The organism is Larkinella punicea (genome assembly GCF_003334855.1).
Classification (GTDB): Bacteria; Bacteroidota; Bacteroidia; order Cytophagales; family Spirosomataceae; genus Larkinella; species Larkinella punicea.
This window is the reverse complement of record NZ_QOWE01000027.1, coordinates 99,023-119,249: the sequence shown is the minus strand read 5'-3', so window position 1 is coordinate 119,249 and position 20,227 is coordinate 99,023. Positions and strand designations below refer to the sequence as shown.

Sequence of the window (20,227 nt, the reverse complement as noted above, 5' to 3'; positions counted from 1 at the left end):
CCCCTAAAGGGGACTTGGACACAGTTTAAACCAGATTTGGAAGTCCCCTTTAGGGGATTTAGGGGCGAAGAGCGAAAATGTGAAATAGGAAAAAATATTTTAATCATTCAATCAGAAGCAAGACATGGATTCTAACCCTATCAATACTGAAATATCCTCTATGTTTAACCTGAACCGCCGGAAATTCCTGCGGTCTGCGGCCCTGGGCACCACCGCTCTTTCCGGTCTTGGTTTGGCCGAAGGGGCTGCTGCCGAACCAAAAGACGCGACCAAATTTTCGGAGCCTTCCCGCGATCTGCCCATCAAAGGCGATGTCGATGTGATCGTTTGCGGGGGCGGGCCAGCCGGGATTGCAGCCGCCATCACAGCCGCCCGCGCCGGTGCCCGAACGCAGTTACTCGAAATCCACGGCTGTCTGGGTGGCGTCTGGACGGCGGGGCTGCTGACTTATATCTTCGATTTCAACAAACCGGGTCTGACGAAAGAGATCATTAAAAAACTCGACGAACGCGACGCCCGGCGCAACAAGGTTCCGGATCAGTTTGTCTATGCGCCGGACGACATGAAGGTGCTGCTCGAAGAAATGTGCGCCGAAGCGGGCGTAAAATTTCTGCTGCATACCCGCGTGGCGGCCGCTTACAAAGACAAAAACCAGGTGACGACCGTCATCACCGAATCGAAATCGGGGCGGCAGGCCTGGAAGGCGAAAGTGTTTATCGATGCCACCGGCGACGGTGATCTGGGCGCTCAGGCCGGCAATAGCTGGGAAATCGGCAAAGGCGGTGATACTTGTCCGTGTCAGCCGCTGACTCTCAATACATTGGCGGTGGTGAAAGATGCCGCTGCACTGAAACCGTACATTTCGTTTTACCAGGACGACAACGGCAAAGCCAACATGGACTGGCACGTGAAAGCGACGAAGGAATTTATGAAAGAGATCAACCGCGCCGGCATTACGCCTTCCTACGGGATGCCCACGCTGTTCCTGATTCGCGATAATCTGGTGATGGTGATGGTCAATCACGAGTACAACATCAAGGCGTTCGATGCCGATGAAATTACCGAAGCCACCGTGCGGGCGCGGGCGGAGGTGTACAGCATTGTCCGAGGACTGAACAAACTCGGTGGGCCGTGGGAAGGGATTCAGATTGTGGCAACCCCCGAGCAGATCGGCATTCGGGATGGTCGCCGGATTCACGGTCGGTATACGGTTACCAAGGAGGATCTGGCGATGGGTGCCCGGCACCAGGATGCCGTCGTTCGGCCCACGTTCGGCGTCGATATTCACGCGTCCGACCGAAAAACCAATGAGACAGAAACCATCTCGCGGGGCGGTATTAAAATGATCCCCTATGACATTCCGTTGCGGGCGCTGATTGCCAAGGATGTCGACGGGCTGATGATGGCCGGTCGCTGCATCAGCGGTGATTTTACGGCCCACGCCAGCTACCGCGTTACCGGCAATGCCGTGGCAATGGGCGAAGCCGCCGGGGTGGTGGCCGCCCTGGCCGCCAAAAGCAAGCGATTGCCCCACGAGGTGCAGTGGAGCGAAGCCGTGGCGGTGTTGACCAAACTCGGGATGCGGAGTTGATGAAAACCGCCCTGCTGTTGTGGTTTTTGCTCCTTTCCAGGGCTTATGCCGACGTTGTTTTGCCCTCGATTCTGGCGTCGGACATGGTGTTGCAACAGGAAACCGATGTGGCCCTCTGGGGCTGGGCGAATCCGACCGAAAAAGTAACCGTCACCGCCAGTTGGGATAACCGGACGGTGAGCGTCACCGGTGCTGCCGATGCGACCTGGAAAATTCGCCTGCGAACGCCCAAAAGCGGTGGGCCGTATTCCATTACGATTCAGGGAAACAATACGGTTTTGCTGTCCAATATTCTGATTGGCGAAGTCTGGCTGTGTTCGGGGCAGTCGAACATGGCGTTGACTGCGGCCGGAGGGGTAAAGGATGCGCAGGCTGAATTGCCGACGGCCCACAACCCCAATTTGCGGTTTTTTAAGATGAACCGACGGGCAGCCGCTTCGCCCCAGAACGACGTAGGCGGAAACTGGTCGATTTGTGATTCGGTCAGTATGAAGCGGTTCAGCGCCGTCGGATACTTTTTTGGGAAGAAACTGCAAGCCGAACTTGGCGTTCCGATTGGCCTGATCGATATGTCGTGGGGCGGTTCCAAAATGGATACCTGGCTGCCCGAATCACTCATCAATCTGTATCCCGAAACCCGCCATTCGGGGCGGACGATGGTCAAAACGCCCTGGGCACCGAACGTTCCGGGCGTTTTGTTCAACGGCATGGTCGCGCCCATTACGCCTTTCGCCATTGCCGGGGTGATCTGGTACCAGGGGGAGTCGAACCGGCATTATGCGCCGGCCTATTACCAATTGACGCGTTTGCTCGTGGAAAGTTGGCGGGGCGCATGGCAGACCGATTTTCCGTTTTATTACGTTCAACTGGCTCCGTATCGCTACGGCGGAAAGTTTGAAACGGCCTTGGTTCGGGAAAATCAGACGAGGGCGATGGCTATTCCGAAAACCGGCATGGTGGTGACGACCGATCTGGTCGATAATCTGGACGATATTCATCCGGCTTATAAAAAAGAAGTCGGGAGTCGGCTGGCTAATTGGGCGTTGGCTGACACCTATCATCAGAAAATTGATTCGTACAAAAGTCCACAATACCGTTCCCTGCGCATCGACGGAAACCATATTTGGCTGACTTTCGACCATGCGCCAAACGGCCTGATTGCCAGAACCGGGGTGCTGACGGAATTTGAAATCGCCGGGGCCGATCAAGTTTTCAGGAAAGCACGGGCCCGGATTAAACACAACACCGTTGAAGTTTGGGCCGATAGCGTCGAGAATCCCGTCGCTGTCCGGTTTGCATTTCGGGATGCGCCCGAACCCACGTTATTCAGCACAGAAGGCCTGCCGGTCATTCCGTTTCGGACAGATGATTGGGATCTGGGGCTGGTTAAAAAGGAATGATGAATTATAAATGATGAACGCCAAATGTAAAAGTGTCCCCAGCTTGCACTTGCACTTTTACATTTGGCGTTTATCATTTTACATTTTTCATTCCCTTTTCTTTTCTTCCTTTTTTTGCTAAACTTTTTCTAAAAAAATCCCAACACCCACTACGTATATTCGGCTTTGAATTTGTCTTTATTCCAAAGAGACTAAAAACCTCGGGAATCAGAAGTTTAAATCGTCGTGTATGCGGACTGCTTTTACGCAAGAATCTTCGGAAAACACCGGTCGGAAAGACGGCAGTGAATCGATGGCAAACCTGCCCGGCGAGTCGGATGGGGCCGAACCGGTGACCACGCTGGATTCCGAATTGTTCATTCGCCGGACGTTCGGAACCGATCCGAAAAAAGGCTGCGAATTGCTTTTTCGGCTGTATTACAAACCGATGTGTACGCATGCCACCCGGTTTGTATATTCCCGCGAGATAGCGGAAGATCTGGTGGCCGACATTTTCTACAACTTCTGGAATACCCAGGCATTCAGTCAGGTACAGCATTCCTACCGGGCGTATCTGTTCCGTTCGGTTCGCAACCGGGCCTACAATTACCTGATGAATGAGCTGAAAAAAAGCGATCCGCTTGAGTCGGCCCTGCAGCAGGAATCGGCGTCCTCCGATGCACCCGAACGCATGATGCAATTCGAGGAATTGTACCGGAAAGTGGACGAACTGGTGGGAACCTTGCCCCCGCAATGCCAGAAAGTGTTCATCATGAACCGGTTTGAGGGGAAGAAAAACCGGGAAATCGCCGACGAACTCCACCTGTCGATCCGTACCGTGGAAACGCACATTGGAAAAGCCCTGGCAACTTTGCGAACCGGTTTGAAAGACAGTTGGATGTGGATGGTTTTGCTGGCCGGCATGACTGACTGGCCGATCTGAAATTCATCTTTTTCGACACTTCGACTACGTGTAGATCCCGTCCTTTTTGTCTAGCTAGAAACGGCGTCAAAACAACAACCGCTTCCGACGAGCCAAACCATGAATCCGATGATTACGAAAGAACTGGTGTTCGCGCATTTTGCCGGGAAGACCACCCCCTTGCAGAAGCGGCAGATCGAACAGTGGCTGCACGACGAAACCAACCAGGAATCGTTCTACCAGTGGCTGGTGGACTGGGAACGCCAGGCACCACCGTATGCGCCGGAACTGGACCAGGCCCTGGAGCGGTATGTGCAACACATGCAGAACCATCCGTCGATGGCTTCCGTCAGCAGCGTGGAAACCTTGCCTGATATCAGTCGGAAATCCCGGTTTTCAATCCGCTGGCTGGCAGCCGCAGCCGTCTTGATCGGGCTGGTTTTTGCGGGCTGGCTGGGCCGAAACCGAATTTATTACCAGACTTACCGGACGGATTTCGGCCAAACCCGCTCGCTGACGCTGTCGGATGGCAGCAAGGTGACGCTGAATGCCAATTCCGAATTGCAGGTGCCCCGGTTTGGGTTCGGAGCCGAAACCCGCGAGGTCGTTCTGTTCGGAGAAGCCTTCTTTTCGGTTACGCACCAGGCTGGGCATCAGAAGTTTCTGGTGAAAACCCGGGGTGATTTCAACGTAACCGTTCTCGGAACCGAGTTCACCGTCTATTCCCGGACGCGGGGTGGCAAGGTGATGCTTCGCCGGGGAAAAGTGGAACTGAGCTACACCGAAAACCGCCAACGCCGGCAGGTGATGCTGAAACCGGGTGATCTGGCGACATTTAGCCGACAGAACCAACTGCAACTGCGGAGTCAGGTGGAGCCCGAAAAATTCACGGCTTTTACGGAAAAACGCTTCGTTTTTGAAGACATGTCCCTGCGTGAGTTTGGCGATATGCTCACGGAAAATTACGGCTTGCAGGTAGAAATCAGCAGTGACCAGCTTGCCCGGCGCACGTTGGTGGGATCGTTCCGCGCCGACAATGTAGACGATTTGCTCGATATCATTTCCGAAGTTTTTGGCATCCGGGTTGTCCGGCACGACGACACCGTCCGGTTTGTCGAAGACCACTAACCATTCCTAAATCCTTTTGTTGCCATGAAAAGACCCTTACGAAAAACGCTCTGGGGCGGCTGTCTATTTGCCTTGTTTTCCCTGATGAGCTTCCCAAACCGGGCGCAGACATTGGCCCGCGCCCAGCAACCCACTGCCCGGCAGGAAAGCAATCCGGAAGTTCGCAAACTGCGTGACGTGCTGAAGGATTTGAAAAACCACTACGGCGTAGATATCTTGTTCGAGGGCGGTTTGCTGGAAGGCGTTACCGTTCCGGCGGGGCGGCTGAATTATAACCGGAAGCTGGAGTTTAATCTGGACAAACTGTTGAATGCGACCGGTTTGTATTACAAAAAAGCGCAGAATGGCGCTTACTTAATTCTCGACAAAAAACAGGATCGCCGGAATGCCGACTCGCCGGAAGTGCTGCACCGCGTGAATGAAACCACCCCCGGTTTTTCTGCCCCCTTGACGGCCACGATTCCGCCGGTTCAGGATCTGGTGGCGTCCGGTCCGGCGAAAAATGTAAGCGATCAGACGATTGGCGGAACCGTCACCAGCGAAACCGGTGAAGGGCTGCCGGGCGTCAGCATTGTTATCAAAAACACGACGCGGGGAACCACGACGGATGCCGACGGAAAGTTTAAACTCAGCATTCCAACCGGCGATGTGATTTTGATTTTTTCCTTCGTCGGGTATCTAAATCAGGAAGTTGCGGTCGGAAACCGTACGCTTATCGACGTCCGGCTGGCTCCCGATACCAAGGCGTTGGGCGAAGTGGTCGTTGTCGGCTACGGCACCCGAACCAAAAGCTCGCTGACCGGAGCCATTGCCTCCGTCAAAGCCGAGGAATTGAAAGCGACGCCGGTGGCCAATCTGGCGCAGGGGCTTCAGGGGCGCGTGAGCGGGCTGGACATGCGGCAAAATTCGGGAACGCCCGGAGGCAACATCAGCGTGCGCATCCGGGGGACGAACTCCATCAACGGAACGTCGGAACCGCTGTATGTGATCGACGGCATTCAGATTTCGGCTTCGTCGGGCGTCAATGCGGCTAATCCGCTTTCCCAGATCAATCCCTCGGACATTGAATCGGTAGAAGTGCTGAAAGACGCGGCTGCAACCGCCATTTACGGGGCCAGAGCGGCCAACGGCGTGGTGTTGATCACGACCAAACGCGGCAAAGATGGGGTGACGAACGTTTCGTACGACGGCTACATCGGTCAGCAGGAAACCACCCGGAAACTGGGCATTCTGAATGCGACGCAGTTTGCCCAGTTGGAAAATGCCACCTACAGCCCCACGGTCGTCTATCCCAATCCGGATGCGGTGGGGGCCGGAACCAATTACCTGGATTTGATTTTTCGCCAGGCGATGATTCAGAACCACCAGCTCTCGGTGAACACCGGCACGAACAAAACCCAGATTGCGCTCGGTGCAAATTATTTTAGCCAGGAAGGCATCATCAAAAAGACGGATTACGAACGGTATGCGCTCCGGGCCAACATCGACCACCGGATCAGTGAGCGGGTGAAGGTCGGTACCAGTCTGTATTATACCGCAACGGGCGAAAACCGGGTGAATGCGGGCGGAACTGGCGTAAATGTGACGAGCGCGCGCGAAGGGATTCTGGGCCGGGCCGTGGCGGCTCCGCCCACCTTGCGCCCTTTCCGACCGGACGGCAGCGTGTATTCCTTTGCCGATCAGTTCAATGGACGCTACCGGGAAACCGTCAATCCGATGGGCGAACTGGCGAAGAAAAATTATACCAGCGGGAACCGGTTTCTGGGGAATCTGTACCTCGAAGTGATGCTCCTCAAAGGACTGACTTACCGCGCCAGCCTCAACGCCGATCTGTCAAATAGTTTGCAGGAACAGTATTCGCCCCGCTCCATTGTCGACTCGATTTCGCTGAATAATCCCAACGCCGTGAACGGGTCGGCCAGTAACAACAGCAGCTACGCCCGAACCTTGCTGCACGAAAGCATCCTAACCTACAAAACCCAGTTCGGTCAATACCATACGCTCAATGCGACCGTGGTGTACGCGACGCAATCGGATATTTTGCAGAATAATAACCAGACGGCATCCGGTTTCGGGAACGACTTCACCGAAAACTGGTCGACGGCCAATGCCACGGTATATGCGCTGTCGAGCTTCCGGAATAAAAGCAGCCTGAGCTCGTGGCTGGGGCGGGTGGGATACGGGTTTAAAGACCGGTATTTTCTGGATCTGACGGGTCGGGTGGATGGCTCCAGCAAATTTGGCGCGAACAACAAATACGGTTTTTTTCCGGCGGTGTCGGCGGCCTGGCGGATCATCGAGGAAGAATTTATGAAGCCCGTCAAATTCGTCAGCGACCTCAAACTCCGGGCGAGTTACGGCGTCACCGGAAACGCGGGGGCCATCGGGCCGTACCAGTCGCTGGCGACGGTGAGCGGGCAGGGTTACAACTACAATTTCAACAATATAACCCAAACCGGTATCAACCCGAGCGGGATTGCGAACCCGGATTTGAAGTGGGAACAAGCGACACAACTCGACATTGGGCTGGATGTGTCTTTTCTCAATAACCGGCTGACTGTCGTCGCTGATTATTACCACAAACGGACCGATAACCTGCTCTTTACCAAAGCCTTGCCGATGTCGTCGGGCTACACGACGATCACGGGAAACTACGGTTCGATTCAGAACAAGGGGCTGGAACTGGCTCTGAGTGGCAAGATTCTGACGGGCGCGGTCAAGTGGGAAGCCTCGGGAAACATCACCTTCAACAAAAACAAGGTGCTGGCGCTGGACGGTATTCAGAACGAAATTGCGCTGTCGAGTTATTCCATTTTGAAAGTCGGGCAACCGCTGGGCATCTACCGGACGTATATGCTGGACGGCATCAACCAGACCGGCGAAACCTTTCTCCCCGGTTACGACGCGCGGACGGGCGGCTTTAAAATCAAGGATGTCAACGGCGATGGCAGAATCAGCACGGACGATCAGGTGATCGTCGGCAATGCGCAGCCCAAGTACTTTTTCGGGTTTTCCACGCTGGTGAAATACAGGAATTTTGAACTGAGCGGTTTTGTGCAGGGCGTGCAGGGAAGTCGGCTGTTCAACGGGTTCCGCTTTACGTTCGAAACGCCATCCGGTCAGGTCAACCTGCTGGAGGGGACGGCCAACCGCTGGTCGGCCACCAATCCCAACAACGAGTACGTCAAACCGGCGCAGGGCACGAACCTGCCGGTGGGCGATCGCTGGGTGGAAGACAATTCGTACATCCGGGTCAAGAACTTAACGCTGGCCTACAACCTTCCCCGCGTCAAATTCACCAAAGGTATTCGGGTGTATGTGGCTGGAAACAACCTTTTTACGCTGACCAAATACCAGGGATGGGACCCCGAATCCAATAACTACGGGAGTGCCAACGCGCTGTTTTACGACAACGGTACGTACCCGGCGGCCAAATCGTACGTAGTGGGTCTTCAGTGTACATTTTGATCCTAAACTCCCTGACTTTCATGAAACGATCTTTTTCAACATCCATTCTGGTGGCGGTTTTGGCGGGCTTCTGCTCCAGTGCCTGCCAGGAATTAGACGAAACCGTGTATTCGTCGGTCATCACGACCAATTTTTACAAAAGTGCGCAGGATGCCGAAGCGGCTTTAACAGCGGCTTACGGGTCGATCAACGACCTGTTCGACCAGGCACCCATAGTTTTTGCCGGTGATTTTGCCGGTGACCAGCTCTGGGTGAAACCGGTGGTGGGGCGCAATGTCTTTGCCGTCTACAGCTACGATACTGACTATTCGGGGCCGAAAAGCTTTGGCCGGACCGCCGAAAGCCCCTACGGTTTATGGCAGTTTTGTTACAAAGGCATCGAGAACGCCAACTGGGTGATCGACCGGGTGCCAGCCATCGGGATGGAAACCAACCGCCGGAATGCCATTGTGGGCGAAGCGCTGTTCCTGCGGGCGTTCTATCATTTTACATTGACGAAAAACTTCGGAGACGTCGTCATCCGGACCTCACCCAGCCAGAGTGAATCGGACGCGCTGGTGGCGAAAAGTCCCAAAGCCGAGGTCTATAAACAGATTTTCAAGGACCTGGAGGATGCCATTGCCAGACTGCCATCGTATGTGGCTTCCACGATCAAAGGGCGGGCTTCCAAAGAAGTCGCCATCGGGCTGTATGCCAAAGCGGCATTGTACGCTGAAGACTGGACAACCGCCAAAACAAAATCAATCGAGGTCATTAATTCCGGAAAATACACGTTGATGCCGAATGTACTGGATGTGTTCGACGTCGAAAAAGAGGATGCGGCCCGGCAGGAAAACATGTTTGCTTTTGAAGGCGATAACGCCACCCGGGCGCGCGGCACGACGTTGATGGGATTCTGCGGACCCGCCAACAGCGCCAGCCGGGATTACGGAAACACGACGTTCGGCTCCATTTTTGCCTTCCAGGCGTTTTTCGATTCGTTTAGCCCCACCGACAAACGGCGGCAATTACTGGACACCAGCTTCGTCAGTGTCGCGGGGAAAGTGGTTCCGCAGAAGGAAATTACGCCCTATACCGTGAAAGGCGTGCTGATCAAAAAATACATGGATCGAAACTCAGTCGGCGCAAAAGGACGAAATAACGTACCGATGCTGCGGCTGGCGGATTTGTACCTGATTGCGTCGGAAGCGGAAGCCCGGCTGAACGGCCCGACGGCAACGGCCTACCAGTACATCAACGCGATTCGAAACCGGGCGGGGCTGGCCAATCTCCAGCCTGGGCTGAGCAAAGATGATTTTATCCGGGCGGTTTTGCAGGAACGGAGCTGGGAGTTTTTCGCCGAAGGCGACCGCTGGTACGACCTGACCCGCACCAATACGTTTCTGACGGTGATTCCGAAAGCGGTCAACGAAGTGTATCCAACCCGCGCCCCCCAGCCGAAACACCGGTATTACCCGATTCCGCTGGATGAAATCCGGGCGAATCCCAAACTGGAACAAAACCCGGACTGGAAATGAGGCAATTCCGGCAAAAAACGGTTTTAAGCTTTACGGGATTGATCCTGCTGGTATTCAGTTCGTTTCAGCTAAAAACTGTTACGGTTTCCGAAGTAGAAAACCGCCAACTGGAAGCGAACGATAGCCTGAACGTTGAAAAAGCGCACCAGGAAATCTGGCGACGGTTTATCGACGAACATGCCATTCTGATCGATTTTGCGGATTTCAACGGCCACTTTGATCGTCCGACGGCGGCCGAGTTTCGGGAAAACAAACCCAACGCGCTGGGCTGGTGGACGCCGACTGAAAACGGTTCGATGTTTAATGGCTTGTATCTGGACGGCATTTGCCAGCGTTGGATGCACCGACGGAATGAAGACGACCGGCAAAAGGCGAAGCGACTGGCGCAGGGTCTTTTGTTCCTGGCTTCAATTGGCGACACCCCCGGTTTTATCGGACGTGGAGTAGCGACGGATGGCAAAACGCCCCCGGCGATGGGCTCGAACGATCAGACGTCGCCCTGGTTTTACGGACTTTGGCGTTACCTCGATACCGGTATGCCCGACCCGCCTGAACGGCGGCAGATCATTGCCAAAATGGCGGAAGTCGCCAACGCGTTACTGGCGAACCACTGGCGGTTGCCGACCATGTCGTATTCTCCGGCGCGGTTTCGGAACTCGTTTGCCAGCTTCAATTGGGAGGGTGCCCCCCGCTTGTTGTTCATCCTGAAAGCGATGCATCAGTTGACCGGCGATGCCAAATGGGACCAGCTCTATCAGAAAGCGGCCCGCGAAGTGGGCGGTGAGGCCAAACGCAGCCGACTCCAGATTTGTGCGGACGGCATGAAATTCGACGTTCCCAAGCAATTTCGCTGGACGGGCGTGTCGAGCACCGTGGATGTGCGGGCGCTTTGGGAAATGGAGAAAGACCCGGTTCTGCGAAAAGCGTATGAAGACGGGCTGAATGCCAGTGCGCGCAGTGCTGCCAGCGGGATCAGTCTATGGCGTCAATTCGATCACAACGATCAGAAAACCTTTCTGCACGACTGGCGGGTTTTGAACCAGTGGTGGAAACCGCAACGCAGCGAACAGGACGCGCTGGACGTTTCTCAAACGGAGTTGAATGAGCTGGTGAAGTTGTCTCCGCGCCGAAATCAGGAGCTGGGCTTTGTCCGCGAACCGCTCTGGATGGCGTGGATTGTCACGATGGCCCCCGACCGGAAGCTGGTGGAACAGCATCGGGCCGAAATCCGGGGTGCCCTGGCTCATTTTCGGCCTGACCGGCTCTATTATTCCCAGTTTTTCCCCGCCGAAGCCGTCTGGTTTCGTCTTCAGCATCCGTAAACGGTTTATGATGAAAAAGTGTATCCAGTCTTTTCAAGTGGGTTTTACGACGGGTTTGTCGGTTATTGGCTTCCTGCTTTTTCTCCCCGCCTGTGCCCAGAACCAGTCGGTTTTGCCGTCCGATGATTCGCTCCGGCAGCAGATCGAACGGGCGGGTCAGGAAATTGAAAAGCGGTTTATGAGTCCGCAAACCGGGATTCTGTACGATTACGCCAGTCGCGATGGAAACAATTTTATTCCAACCCCGGAAGAATGTCAGTCGGATAAACCGAATGGGCTGTCGTGGTGGTCGCCCATCGAAAACGGGGCATTTTTCAACGGGATTTACCTGGATGGCCTTTGCAATCGCTGGAAATTGAGCCGTAAAAAAGAGGATGCTTTGGCAGCCCGCAAGGTAGCCGATGGCCTGGTTTTGCTGGCCACCGTCGGGCGTGTCCCCGGTTTCATTGCGCGGGGCATTTCGACCGATGGAAAGAGCCACCACGTCGCCGGTTCCGACGACCAGACCGGGCCGTGGTTCTACGGTTTATGGCGGTATATCAAAAGCGGCATTCCCGATCAGGCCGAACAGAAACGCCTGATCAATCTGATGGAATCGGTGGGCAAGGCCCTGGAAAAAACAAACTGGCAACTACCGTGTGACCGGGCTGGCTACGGTTTTCGCGGCAATCTGACCGACAAAGGCTGCCGGATTTCGGTGCGGCTGGTGTTTATTTACCGGGCGCTGTACGATGTGACGAAGAACAAACACTGGCTGGACGGCTACCACCAGCGGTTGAACGAGATTCCCGAAGGCGATTCGATGAACCGGCTGGCATTGTGTTCGGCTGGCCTTCCGTACGAAACCGTTAATCTGGAAAAAGGCAACAAAACCGAAAATGAATTCTGGATTACCGGAATTTCACAGGCCATGCTGAAGGCGTTGGTCGAACTGGAAGACAACCCCGAACGGCGCGAAAAATTCCGGAACGGCCTGACAGCGGGAGCCGAACGGGCCGCCCTGCATTTGTCGAGGTATAAAAACTTTGACAACGCCCACGACCTGGTGTTTACCGAAAACTGGCGGTTTTTGAATAATCTGTGGAAACCGCAGCCCGACATTGCTACGACGCTCGACGTAGCGCTCAAGCAGGTTCGGGAGTGGAATAAGCTGTCACCGGCCCGTGGCTATGAAGACAAGCACATGCGCGAACCGCTGTTTGCCTGTTGGGTGGTGCTTTTGTCCGGCAATAAGGCGTTAATCGAGTGTTATAAACCGCAATTGAAAAGTGCGCTGATGCATTACGATTGGCAGCGACTGTACACGTCGCGGTTTTTTGTAGTCATCCCGGCCTATTACGAAGCGAAGCTGAATCAGGTTTTCTAGTAGTTATGAAAAAGGTTTAGCGGGTTTCCGTGGAAAAAGAACTGGTCTTGAAAAATTAAAAACCCGCTACATTTTGAAATATTTGGAGATTTGTTACAATTTTGATAATAAATCTCTGTGTGAATGCCTTACCAGAAACTCACCGATACCGAATTGTTAGACCTGCTCCGAAACGATGATGAGCAGGCTTTCAGAGCGTTGTATGAGCGGTATTGGTATAAAATGTACGTCGTGGCCCACCGCAAACTCCGGCGGAAAGAAGTAGCCGAAGAACTGGCGCAGGAGCTATTTGTGATGCTCTGGCAGAAACGGGATTCGCTCAAAATTCTGAATTTGCCGGCTTTTCTGGGCATTACGCTCAAAAACCTGATGGTGGATTACATCCGCCGGAACATTCTGGAAGAACACTATCTCGATCAACTCCGGTTGTTTTTTCCGGTCGAAACGTTTACAACCACCGAAACCGTCCAACTGAACGATCTGACGGAAGCCATTCAGAATACGCTGGCGCAGCTTCCCGAGAAAACCCGCGAGGTCTTCATCCTTCGGCGGTTTGAACAACTGTCAATCCGTGAAATTGCCCAGCGGCTGGAACTGTCCGAAAAAGCCATCGAATACCACCTTTCCCGTTCCACGTCCTTTCTCCGCCAGAACCTGCGCGATTTCGTCGCGGTTTGGGTGGTGTTTTTCCTTTGCCCCTAAATCCCAAAACGTCGGTCCTGCTACAAAATGAACCATCCCTACGGGATTGTTTTTGGTTTTTTGCGGGTGCGGTTTCTACAAAACGGGTCATCCCTACGGGATTTTTTTTGGGTTTGTGTGAATGTGGTTGCGTCATCCGTCCCGTAGGGATGGTTCATTTTGTAGCAAAGGCGTTCGTTTGTAAATGAATGAGTCCCGTAGGGACGGTTCATTTCATCCTTGTTCCTAACAAAATGGGCCATCCCTACGGGATTGTTTGGTTTTTCCTGTGGATGTGGTTTCTACAAAACGGGGCATCCCTACGGGATTGTTTGATTTTCCTGTGGATGTGGTTTCTACAAAACGGGGCATCCCTACGGGATTGTTTTGATTTTGTGTGAATGTGGTTGCGCCATCCGTCCCGTAGGGATGGTTCATTTTGTAGCAAAGGCGTTCGTTTGTAAATGAATGAGTCCCATAGGGACGGTTCATTTTATCCTTGTTCCTACAAAATGGTCCATCTCTATGGGATTTTTTGATTTTGTGTGGATGTGGTTGCGCCATCCGTTCCGTAGGGATGAATCATTTTGTAGGGACCCCAATCGCTTTTATGGGTGTCAAAAGAAAAAATCTCAAAAAAATCGCGTTTGACCTTAGGGATTTTCCGGTGGTATTCGTCTATGCCTTTTGAACGAACCACTCAGCCCGATGGATAGCGCAAAATACCAGGAATTGCTGGCCAAATACCTGAACGGCGACTGCTCCGACGAAGAGCGGGAACTGATCGACCAGTGGTTTGCGTCGCTGGATGCGGAGGTGGAATTGCCGGCCACGGCTGATGAAAAAAAACAACTTCTGGCCCGAAACTGGCAGGATCTGAGCCAGCGTACGCTGAGAAACAAACCGGTAAAGGAGATCCATTTCCGGCCTTACTGGGCAGCCGCTGCAGTTTTGGCGGTATTGATGGGACTCGGCTGGTATTTTCAGATTTGGAAAACGACTAGCGTACCGACACAACCGTTCGAAATTTCGGATGCAAAACCGGCCTTTCTTGAGAAGACCAACACCTCGGCCCTTCCCGAGCGGATCACCCTGAGTGACAAGAGTGTAGTAACCCTGGAACCCGGCAGCAAAATCCGATATCCGGCCACGTTCACCGGCCAGAACCGGGAAGTTACTCTGACAGGCGAGGCATTTTTTGAGGTTCAGAAAAATCCGCACCAACCGTTTCTGGTGTATTCAAATGATTTGATTACCAAAGTATTAGGAACCAGCTTTCGCATCAAAGCCAATGCGGCCAACCGGAACATTACGGTTTCGGTACGGACGGGGCGCGTGTCGGTGTATTCCCCCACGCTGGCGACGGTGGCCAAAACCAAATCCGACCCCGAAACCATTGGCGTGGTCCTGACGCCCAACCAGCAGGTAACCTACCTGGATCTGGAACACCGGCTGGTGAAAACGCTGGTGGAAAAGCCGGTTGTGCTGGTTCAGAAAGCCGAACTCCCCACCTTCACGTTTCAGAACACGCCGATCTCGGTGCTGATGACTGCCATTGAAAAAACGTACGGTGTCGATGTGGTGTACGACGAGGAGGTGATGAGTAACTGCTTCATTACTACTTCTCTGGAACAGGAAGACCTGTACGACAAACTAAACATCATTTGTAAACTGCTGGGAGCCAGCTACAAGGTGATCGACGCCCAGATCGTCATTTCCGGGCCGGGTTGCCAGTAACCAAACCGTTTCACACTTAACCCGAAAGGTATGATGTAATTCTAACGCAACTCAAAAAAAGAAGGTCGGCGATGGGTCCAAGCATCACCGACCGGATCAAGCCCCAGCCGCCGGATCGTGTTCCGACGCATCTTTTCAGATGTGCAGGGCTTCTTTGTCTTTGCCTAAATCCTCAAACAAAAACATCCAAAGGTATGAAATTACCTCGAATCTCTCACGCATTCGTCCTTACCCTTATGCGTATCACGTTTACCCAACTGATTTGTACGTTTCTGGTCGTGGGGGTGACCTACGCCAAAACCGTCAGCGCGCAGGCGCTGCTGGAACAACCCGTTACGCTGTCGATTGAGAATAAGGAAATTAGTGTGGTTTTATCCCGAATCGAAAAGGTGGCGAAGGTGACATTTTCGTACATCCCACAACAGATTCAGGCCGACCGCCGGGTGTCGCTCAACGTCACCAGCCAGCCATTATCTTCCGTTCTGGATCAGCTTTTCCGCAATGCCGCCGTGTCGTATGAAGTCGTGGGCCGGAAGCAGATTTTGCTCAGCAAACCGCCGGTTTCGCCCGCCATCAATCCCGGGATTTCACCGAAAAGTACCCAACTCGAAACCGAAAAACCGCTCGACCGGGCGATTACCGGAAAAGTGACGGACGAAAAAGGCGAAGGCTTGCCGGGTGTGAGTGTGGTGGTCAAAAACACGACGCGCGGCACCAGCACCGATGCCGACGGTCGCTTTAAACTGAATGTGCCGGACAATGCAACGACACTGGTTTTTTCGTTCGTGGGCTATTTGAGCCAGGAAGTGGCGATTGGAAACCGCACGGATCTGGCGGTTGATCTGAAAGTCGATACCAAAAGCCTGGAGGAAGTGGTGGTGGTGGGCTACGGAACCGTCAAAAAAAGCGATCTAACCGGTTCGTTATCGCAGGTCAAATCCAAGGAACTGAACGCTTTTCCAAACAGCAATGTGTTGCAGGCCTTGTCGGGCCGGGCGGCTGGGGTGCAGGTTTTGCAAAATACCGGTGCGCCCGGAGCCGGTGTCAGCGTTCGGATTCGGGGTACCAACTCCATTCAGGGCAGCAACGAACCGCTGTATGTCGTGGATGGTTTCCCGATTTCGGGCAGCAATCCGACGGCCCTCAACAATTCGGATATTGAAAGCATCGAGATTCTGAAAGATGCCTCGGCCACGGCCATTTACGGTTCGCGGGGTGCCAACGGCGTCGTGATCATCACGACCAAACGTGGCAAAACCGGCAAAACCAACGTCGATTTCGAGACCAGTTACACCAGCCAGAAGCTGATCAAAAAACTGGATCTGATGAACGCGAAAGAATACGCGACGTTCTACAACGAACAGGCCCTCAACGATAAATTATCCCCTTACTTCACACAGGCGCAGATCGACGGTTTTGGCGAGGGGTTCGACTGGCAGGATCTGGTGTTCCAGAAAGCGCCCATGACCACCTCGGCGCTGAACATCAGCGGAGGAAATGAGAAAACCCAGTTTTCGGTGTCGGGGAGTGTGTTCAACCAGGCCGGTATTGTCAAAGGCAGTGATTACAAACGGTATTCACTGCGGGCGAATGTGAATCACGAAATCAGTAAGAAGTTCAGTGTCAACCTCTCCAGCACGCTGACCCGCCTGAACACGGGGCGCAAAGACAGTGGGGGAGGGAGCCGGGGGAACTCGATGATTTCGGGGGCGATTTCGGCCCCGCCGACGCTGACACCCTACAAAGATGACGGCACGTATCGCGTGTTGGCCACTTCATATCCGTTTGTGGCGACGGATTTAATCAATCCGCTGAATTTTATCAACGAACAATCCGACCAGATCAAGGCGAATCTGGCGCTGGTGAATGCGGCCTTGATTTTTCGCCCCATTCCCGATCTGACCATCAAGATTGCGGGCGGTATTGAAAACCGCGATGACCGCACCGACTCCTATCGCACCCGCAATTTTGTGAACTCGGCGGGTGTCGCCGGTGTCAGCACCAATCAAATTACCAGCCTGTTGAGCGAAAATACGATCAGCTACACCAAAAGCTTTCAAAAACATTCGGTGTCGGCCGTTGCCGGTTTTACCTACCAGGATTTTGTGAGTACGTCACTGTCCGGGAGCGGTAACGGTTTTCTGAGCGACATCTTCGGTACTTATGACCTGAGTGCTTCCATCACGCCGGGCATTCTCAACTCCGGGTATTCCAAGTCGGTTTTGCTCTCGTATCTGGCGCGCGTCAATTACAACTTCGATGGAAAATATTTGGTAACGGCCAGCTTTCGGCGCGACGGTTCTTCGAAATACAGCGACGGCAACAAGTGGGGCGCTTTTCCGTCGGCGGCTTTTGCCTGGCGCGTCTCCAATGAGGATTTCCTGAAAGAAAATACCGTGATCTCGGACCTGAAATTCCGCGCAAGCTGGGGGTTGACGGGCAGCCAGGCCATTGGGGCGTATGCAACGCTGAACCAGCTTTCGTCGGGCAAAACCGTGTATGACAATGCGTTATACAACACGTTTGCACCCGGTACGCGCCTGCCCGGCAATCTGAAATGGGAGACGACGGAACAGAAAGACGTTGGAATCGATCTGGGAATTCTGAAAAACCGGGTGACGTTTACGCTCGATTACTACATCAAAAATACCCGTGATCTGCTCAATACCGTCGTTCTGCCGTCGTCGCTGGGCTTTACCAGCACGATTCAGAACGTGGGACAGGTTCAGAATAAAGGCTTCGAACTGGGTGTTGATGCCCGGGTCTTTACCGGCGCTTTCAGGTGGGATCTGAATGCCAACCTCTCCCTGAACCGCAACAAAGTGGTGAAGTTGCAGGGGGGCGAGGACATTCTGGGCGGAACCGTTAGTGTCGTTGCCATTAACGACGTGACGAACATCCTGCGCGAAGGCCAGCCCATCGGGCGGTATTGGGGCTATGTCGAAGAGGGGTATGACGACAAAGGCAAAATCAAGTTCAAGGATCTCGACGGCGACGGGGCCATCAGCATCAAGGATAAAACCTACATCGGCGATCCGAATCCCACGTTTACGTTTGGCGTGAATTCGGCCATGAGCTACAAAAATTTCGATCTGACCATTTTCCTGCAAGGCGTTCAGGGCAACGATCTGTTCAACGCCAGCTCGATTGTCAACACGATGGACTACGGTTTTGGCCTCAACATGCCGAAGGAGGTTTTTTACAACCACTGGTCGCCCACCAATCCGAACGCGAAATACCCGATCATCAGCAATTCCAGCCGGACGAGTGTGTCGAACCGGTACATCGAAGACGGCTCCTACCTGCGGCTGAAGACCATTCAACTGGCCTACAACCTGCCGGTGCAAACCTGGGGCGTCAACTGGATTCGGAATGCGCAATTGTATGCCAGCGGCCAGAACTTGCTGACACTGACCAACTACTCGTGGTGGGACCCCGAAGTGAACTCCAACGGCGGAGCCAACTCAACCAACCAGGGCTTTGATTTCAACAGTTATCCATCCTCCAAATCCGTCACCGTCGGCGTGCGGGTTGGGTTTTAATTTTGAATGAGTGAATGATAGAATGAGTGAATGATAAAAATAGAAGAAAGAAGCTTATGGATTTATTCTATCATTCACTCATTCTATCATTCAAAATTGAAACTACTATGAAAAAGATACTCCTTCTCCTCTCAATACCCCTGCTTCTGACGGCTTGCGAAGACGCGCTGGTGGAAGCCCCGAAATCCATTGTGGTCGAAACGTTTTTTAACACGGCCAGCGATGTTGAAACGGCGGTGAATGCCATTTTTTCGCCCCTGCGCAGCACCATGTACTCGAACTACGAAGCCACGCTCGAATGCCAGGCCGACTATGCCTCCGGTCGGGGAAGCTGGGCACCTTTGCACGAGTTTCAGGGCTTCAACGACGCCAACATTTCGCGGGTGTCCGGTTTCTGGAACTCGTTCTACCTCAGCATTCGGAACGCGAATCTGGTGATTAAAAATGCGCCCACCGGCACATCCATCAGCAAAGCCGATGTGGATCGGTACGTCGCCGAAGCGAAGTTTCTGCGGGCGTTTAATTACTTCCAACTGGTGCGAAACTGGGGGGGCGTTCCGATTCGGACGGAAAGCAACATGACCGATATCAACCTGAAACGAAGCACCGCCGATGAGGTGTATGCCCTGATTCTGGCCGATTTGAAAGAGGCTGAAACCAACCTGCCCGAAAAACCGGCTCAGGTGGGCCGACCGACGAAATGGGCTGCCAAAACCCTGCTGGCGGATGTCAATCTGCAACTGGGAAAATTCGCCGAAGCCCGCGATAAAGCCGAAGAGGTGATGAAATCCAACCTGTTTTCGCTGGTGCCGGTGGCGACCAAAAATGACTTTCAAACCAAGGTGTTCGGGCCGGATCTGGTGTCGACGTCGGAGGAAATTTTTTACCTGAAATACACCCGTCAGGTTGGCCAGGGAAATTATATGCTCTGGATCAGCAACCACCCGGATACGAAATTATTCAACTTCGGTGGTGCGTATGTGATTTACGTCGATGTGAACAGCACATATTACAAATCGTGGGATGCCGGTGATCTTCGCAAAAGCATGTGGGATTTGATCAACTTCGGTCTGGGGGCCAACACGCTCGTGAGTTCGAAGTTTATCGATCAGGCCGCCGTGGGACAAAACGGCGCGGGGAATGATGACCCGGTTTACGGCTATTCGGACGTGTTGCTGATCTATGCTGAAGCTTCGGCCAAAGCCGGGAACGGCCCCACAGCCGCCGGGATGGAAGCCCTGAATCAGGTGCATCGCCGGGCGTTTGGCAAAGCCCCCGCCGTGGCGTCGGCGGTGGATTTCAAACTGGCCGATTACAACGCTGCGACGTTCGTTGATCTGGTTTTAAAGGAGCGGAGTTACGAATTTCAACTGGAAGGAAAACGCTGGCTGGACCTCAAACGAACCGGAACCGCCAAAGCCGTGATTCTGGCGGCCAAAGGCAAAGTTGTCGCCGACAAACACCTCCTGTGGCCCATCCCGGTTTCGGAAATGAATTACAACAAAGCCCTGAACCCGGCGACGGACCAGAATCCGGGGTATTAAAAATGGGTATGCGGTTTAGTGTTTATCATT

General features: G+C 53.6%; 12 protein-coding genes. All 12 read left to right on the top strand.

Going from position 1 to position 20,227, the window contains the following annotated elements:
• Positions 1-160: 160 nt before the first annotated feature.
• The 12 genes from DUE52_RS26890 (at position 161) to DUE52_RS26835 (ending at position 20,197) form a co-directional block, all read left to right on the top strand.
• Entirely contained in the window at positions 161-1,591 is a 1,431-nt protein-coding gene (locus DUE52_RS26890) for an FAD-dependent oxidoreductase (RefSeq protein ID WP_229312326.1), read from the top strand.
• Positions 1,591-2,991 (top strand): sialate O-acetylesterase, encoded by a 1,401-nt coding sequence (locus DUE52_RS26885; protein WP_114409174.1) that lies wholly within the window; start codon positions 1,591-1,593, stop codon positions 2,989-2,991. Before DUE52_RS26890 ends, DUE52_RS26885 begins: the two co-directional genes overlap by 1 nt.
• Before the next feature lie 229 nt (positions 2,992-3,220).
• Positions 3,221-3,913, top strand: a complete 693-nt coding sequence (locus DUE52_RS26880) for an RNA polymerase sigma-70 factor (RefSeq protein ID WP_229312325.1) — start codon at positions 3,221-3,223, stop codon at positions 3,911-3,913.
• 99 nt (positions 3,914-4,012) lie between these two features.
• Positions 4,013-5,020, top strand: a complete 1,008-nt coding sequence (locus DUE52_RS26875; RefSeq protein WP_114409173.1) for a FecR family protein — start codon at positions 4,013-4,015, stop codon at positions 5,018-5,020.
• 24 nt (positions 5,021-5,044) lie between these two features.
• On the top strand, positions 5,045-8,488 hold the full coding sequence (locus DUE52_RS26870) for a SusC/RagA family TonB-linked outer membrane protein (RefSeq protein ID WP_229312324.1): 3,444 nt from the start codon (positions 5,045-5,047) through the stop codon (positions 8,486-8,488).
• A gap of 20 nt (positions 8,489-8,508) precedes the next feature.
• Complete coding sequence (locus DUE52_RS26865) at positions 8,509-10,005, top strand: RagB/SusD family nutrient uptake outer membrane protein (RefSeq protein ID WP_114409172.1); 1,497 nt, start codon at positions 8,509-8,511, stop codon at positions 10,003-10,005.
• Positions 10,002-11,327: a hypothetical protein gene (locus DUE52_RS26860; protein WP_114409171.1), complete on the top strand. Its 1,326-nt coding sequence runs from the start codon at positions 10,002-10,004 to the stop codon at positions 11,325-11,327. Before DUE52_RS26865 ends, DUE52_RS26860 begins: the two co-directional genes overlap by 4 nt.
• A gap of 7 nt (positions 11,328-11,334) precedes the next feature.
• The gene (locus tag DUE52_RS26855; protein WP_114409170.1) at positions 11,335-12,693 is read left to right on the top strand and encodes a hypothetical protein; all 1,359 of its coding nucleotides are present in this window, start codon (positions 11,335-11,337) and stop codon (positions 12,691-12,693) included.
• Between the two features lie 123 nt (positions 12,694-12,816).
• A complete protein-coding gene (locus tag DUE52_RS26850) occupies positions 12,817-13,395 on the top strand; it encodes an RNA polymerase sigma-70 factor (RefSeq protein WP_114409169.1) in 579 nt (192 codons plus the stop codon).
• Between the two features lie 687 nt (positions 13,396-14,082).
• Complete coding sequence (locus DUE52_RS26845; protein ID WP_114409168.1) at positions 14,083-15,111, top strand: FecR family protein; 1,029 nt, start codon at positions 14,083-14,085, stop codon at positions 15,109-15,111.
• A 236-nt stretch (positions 15,112-15,347) separates the two neighbouring features.
• Complete coding sequence (locus tag DUE52_RS26840; protein WP_114409167.1) at positions 15,348-18,653, top strand: SusC/RagA family TonB-linked outer membrane protein; 3,306 nt, start codon at positions 15,348-15,350, stop codon at positions 18,651-18,653.
• Positions 18,654-18,760: 107 nt separating this feature from the next.
• A complete protein-coding gene (locus tag DUE52_RS26835; RefSeq protein ID WP_114409166.1) occupies positions 18,761-20,197 on the top strand; it encodes a RagB/SusD family nutrient uptake outer membrane protein in 1,437 nt (478 codons plus the stop codon).
• Positions 20,198-20,227 lie beyond the last annotated feature (30 nt).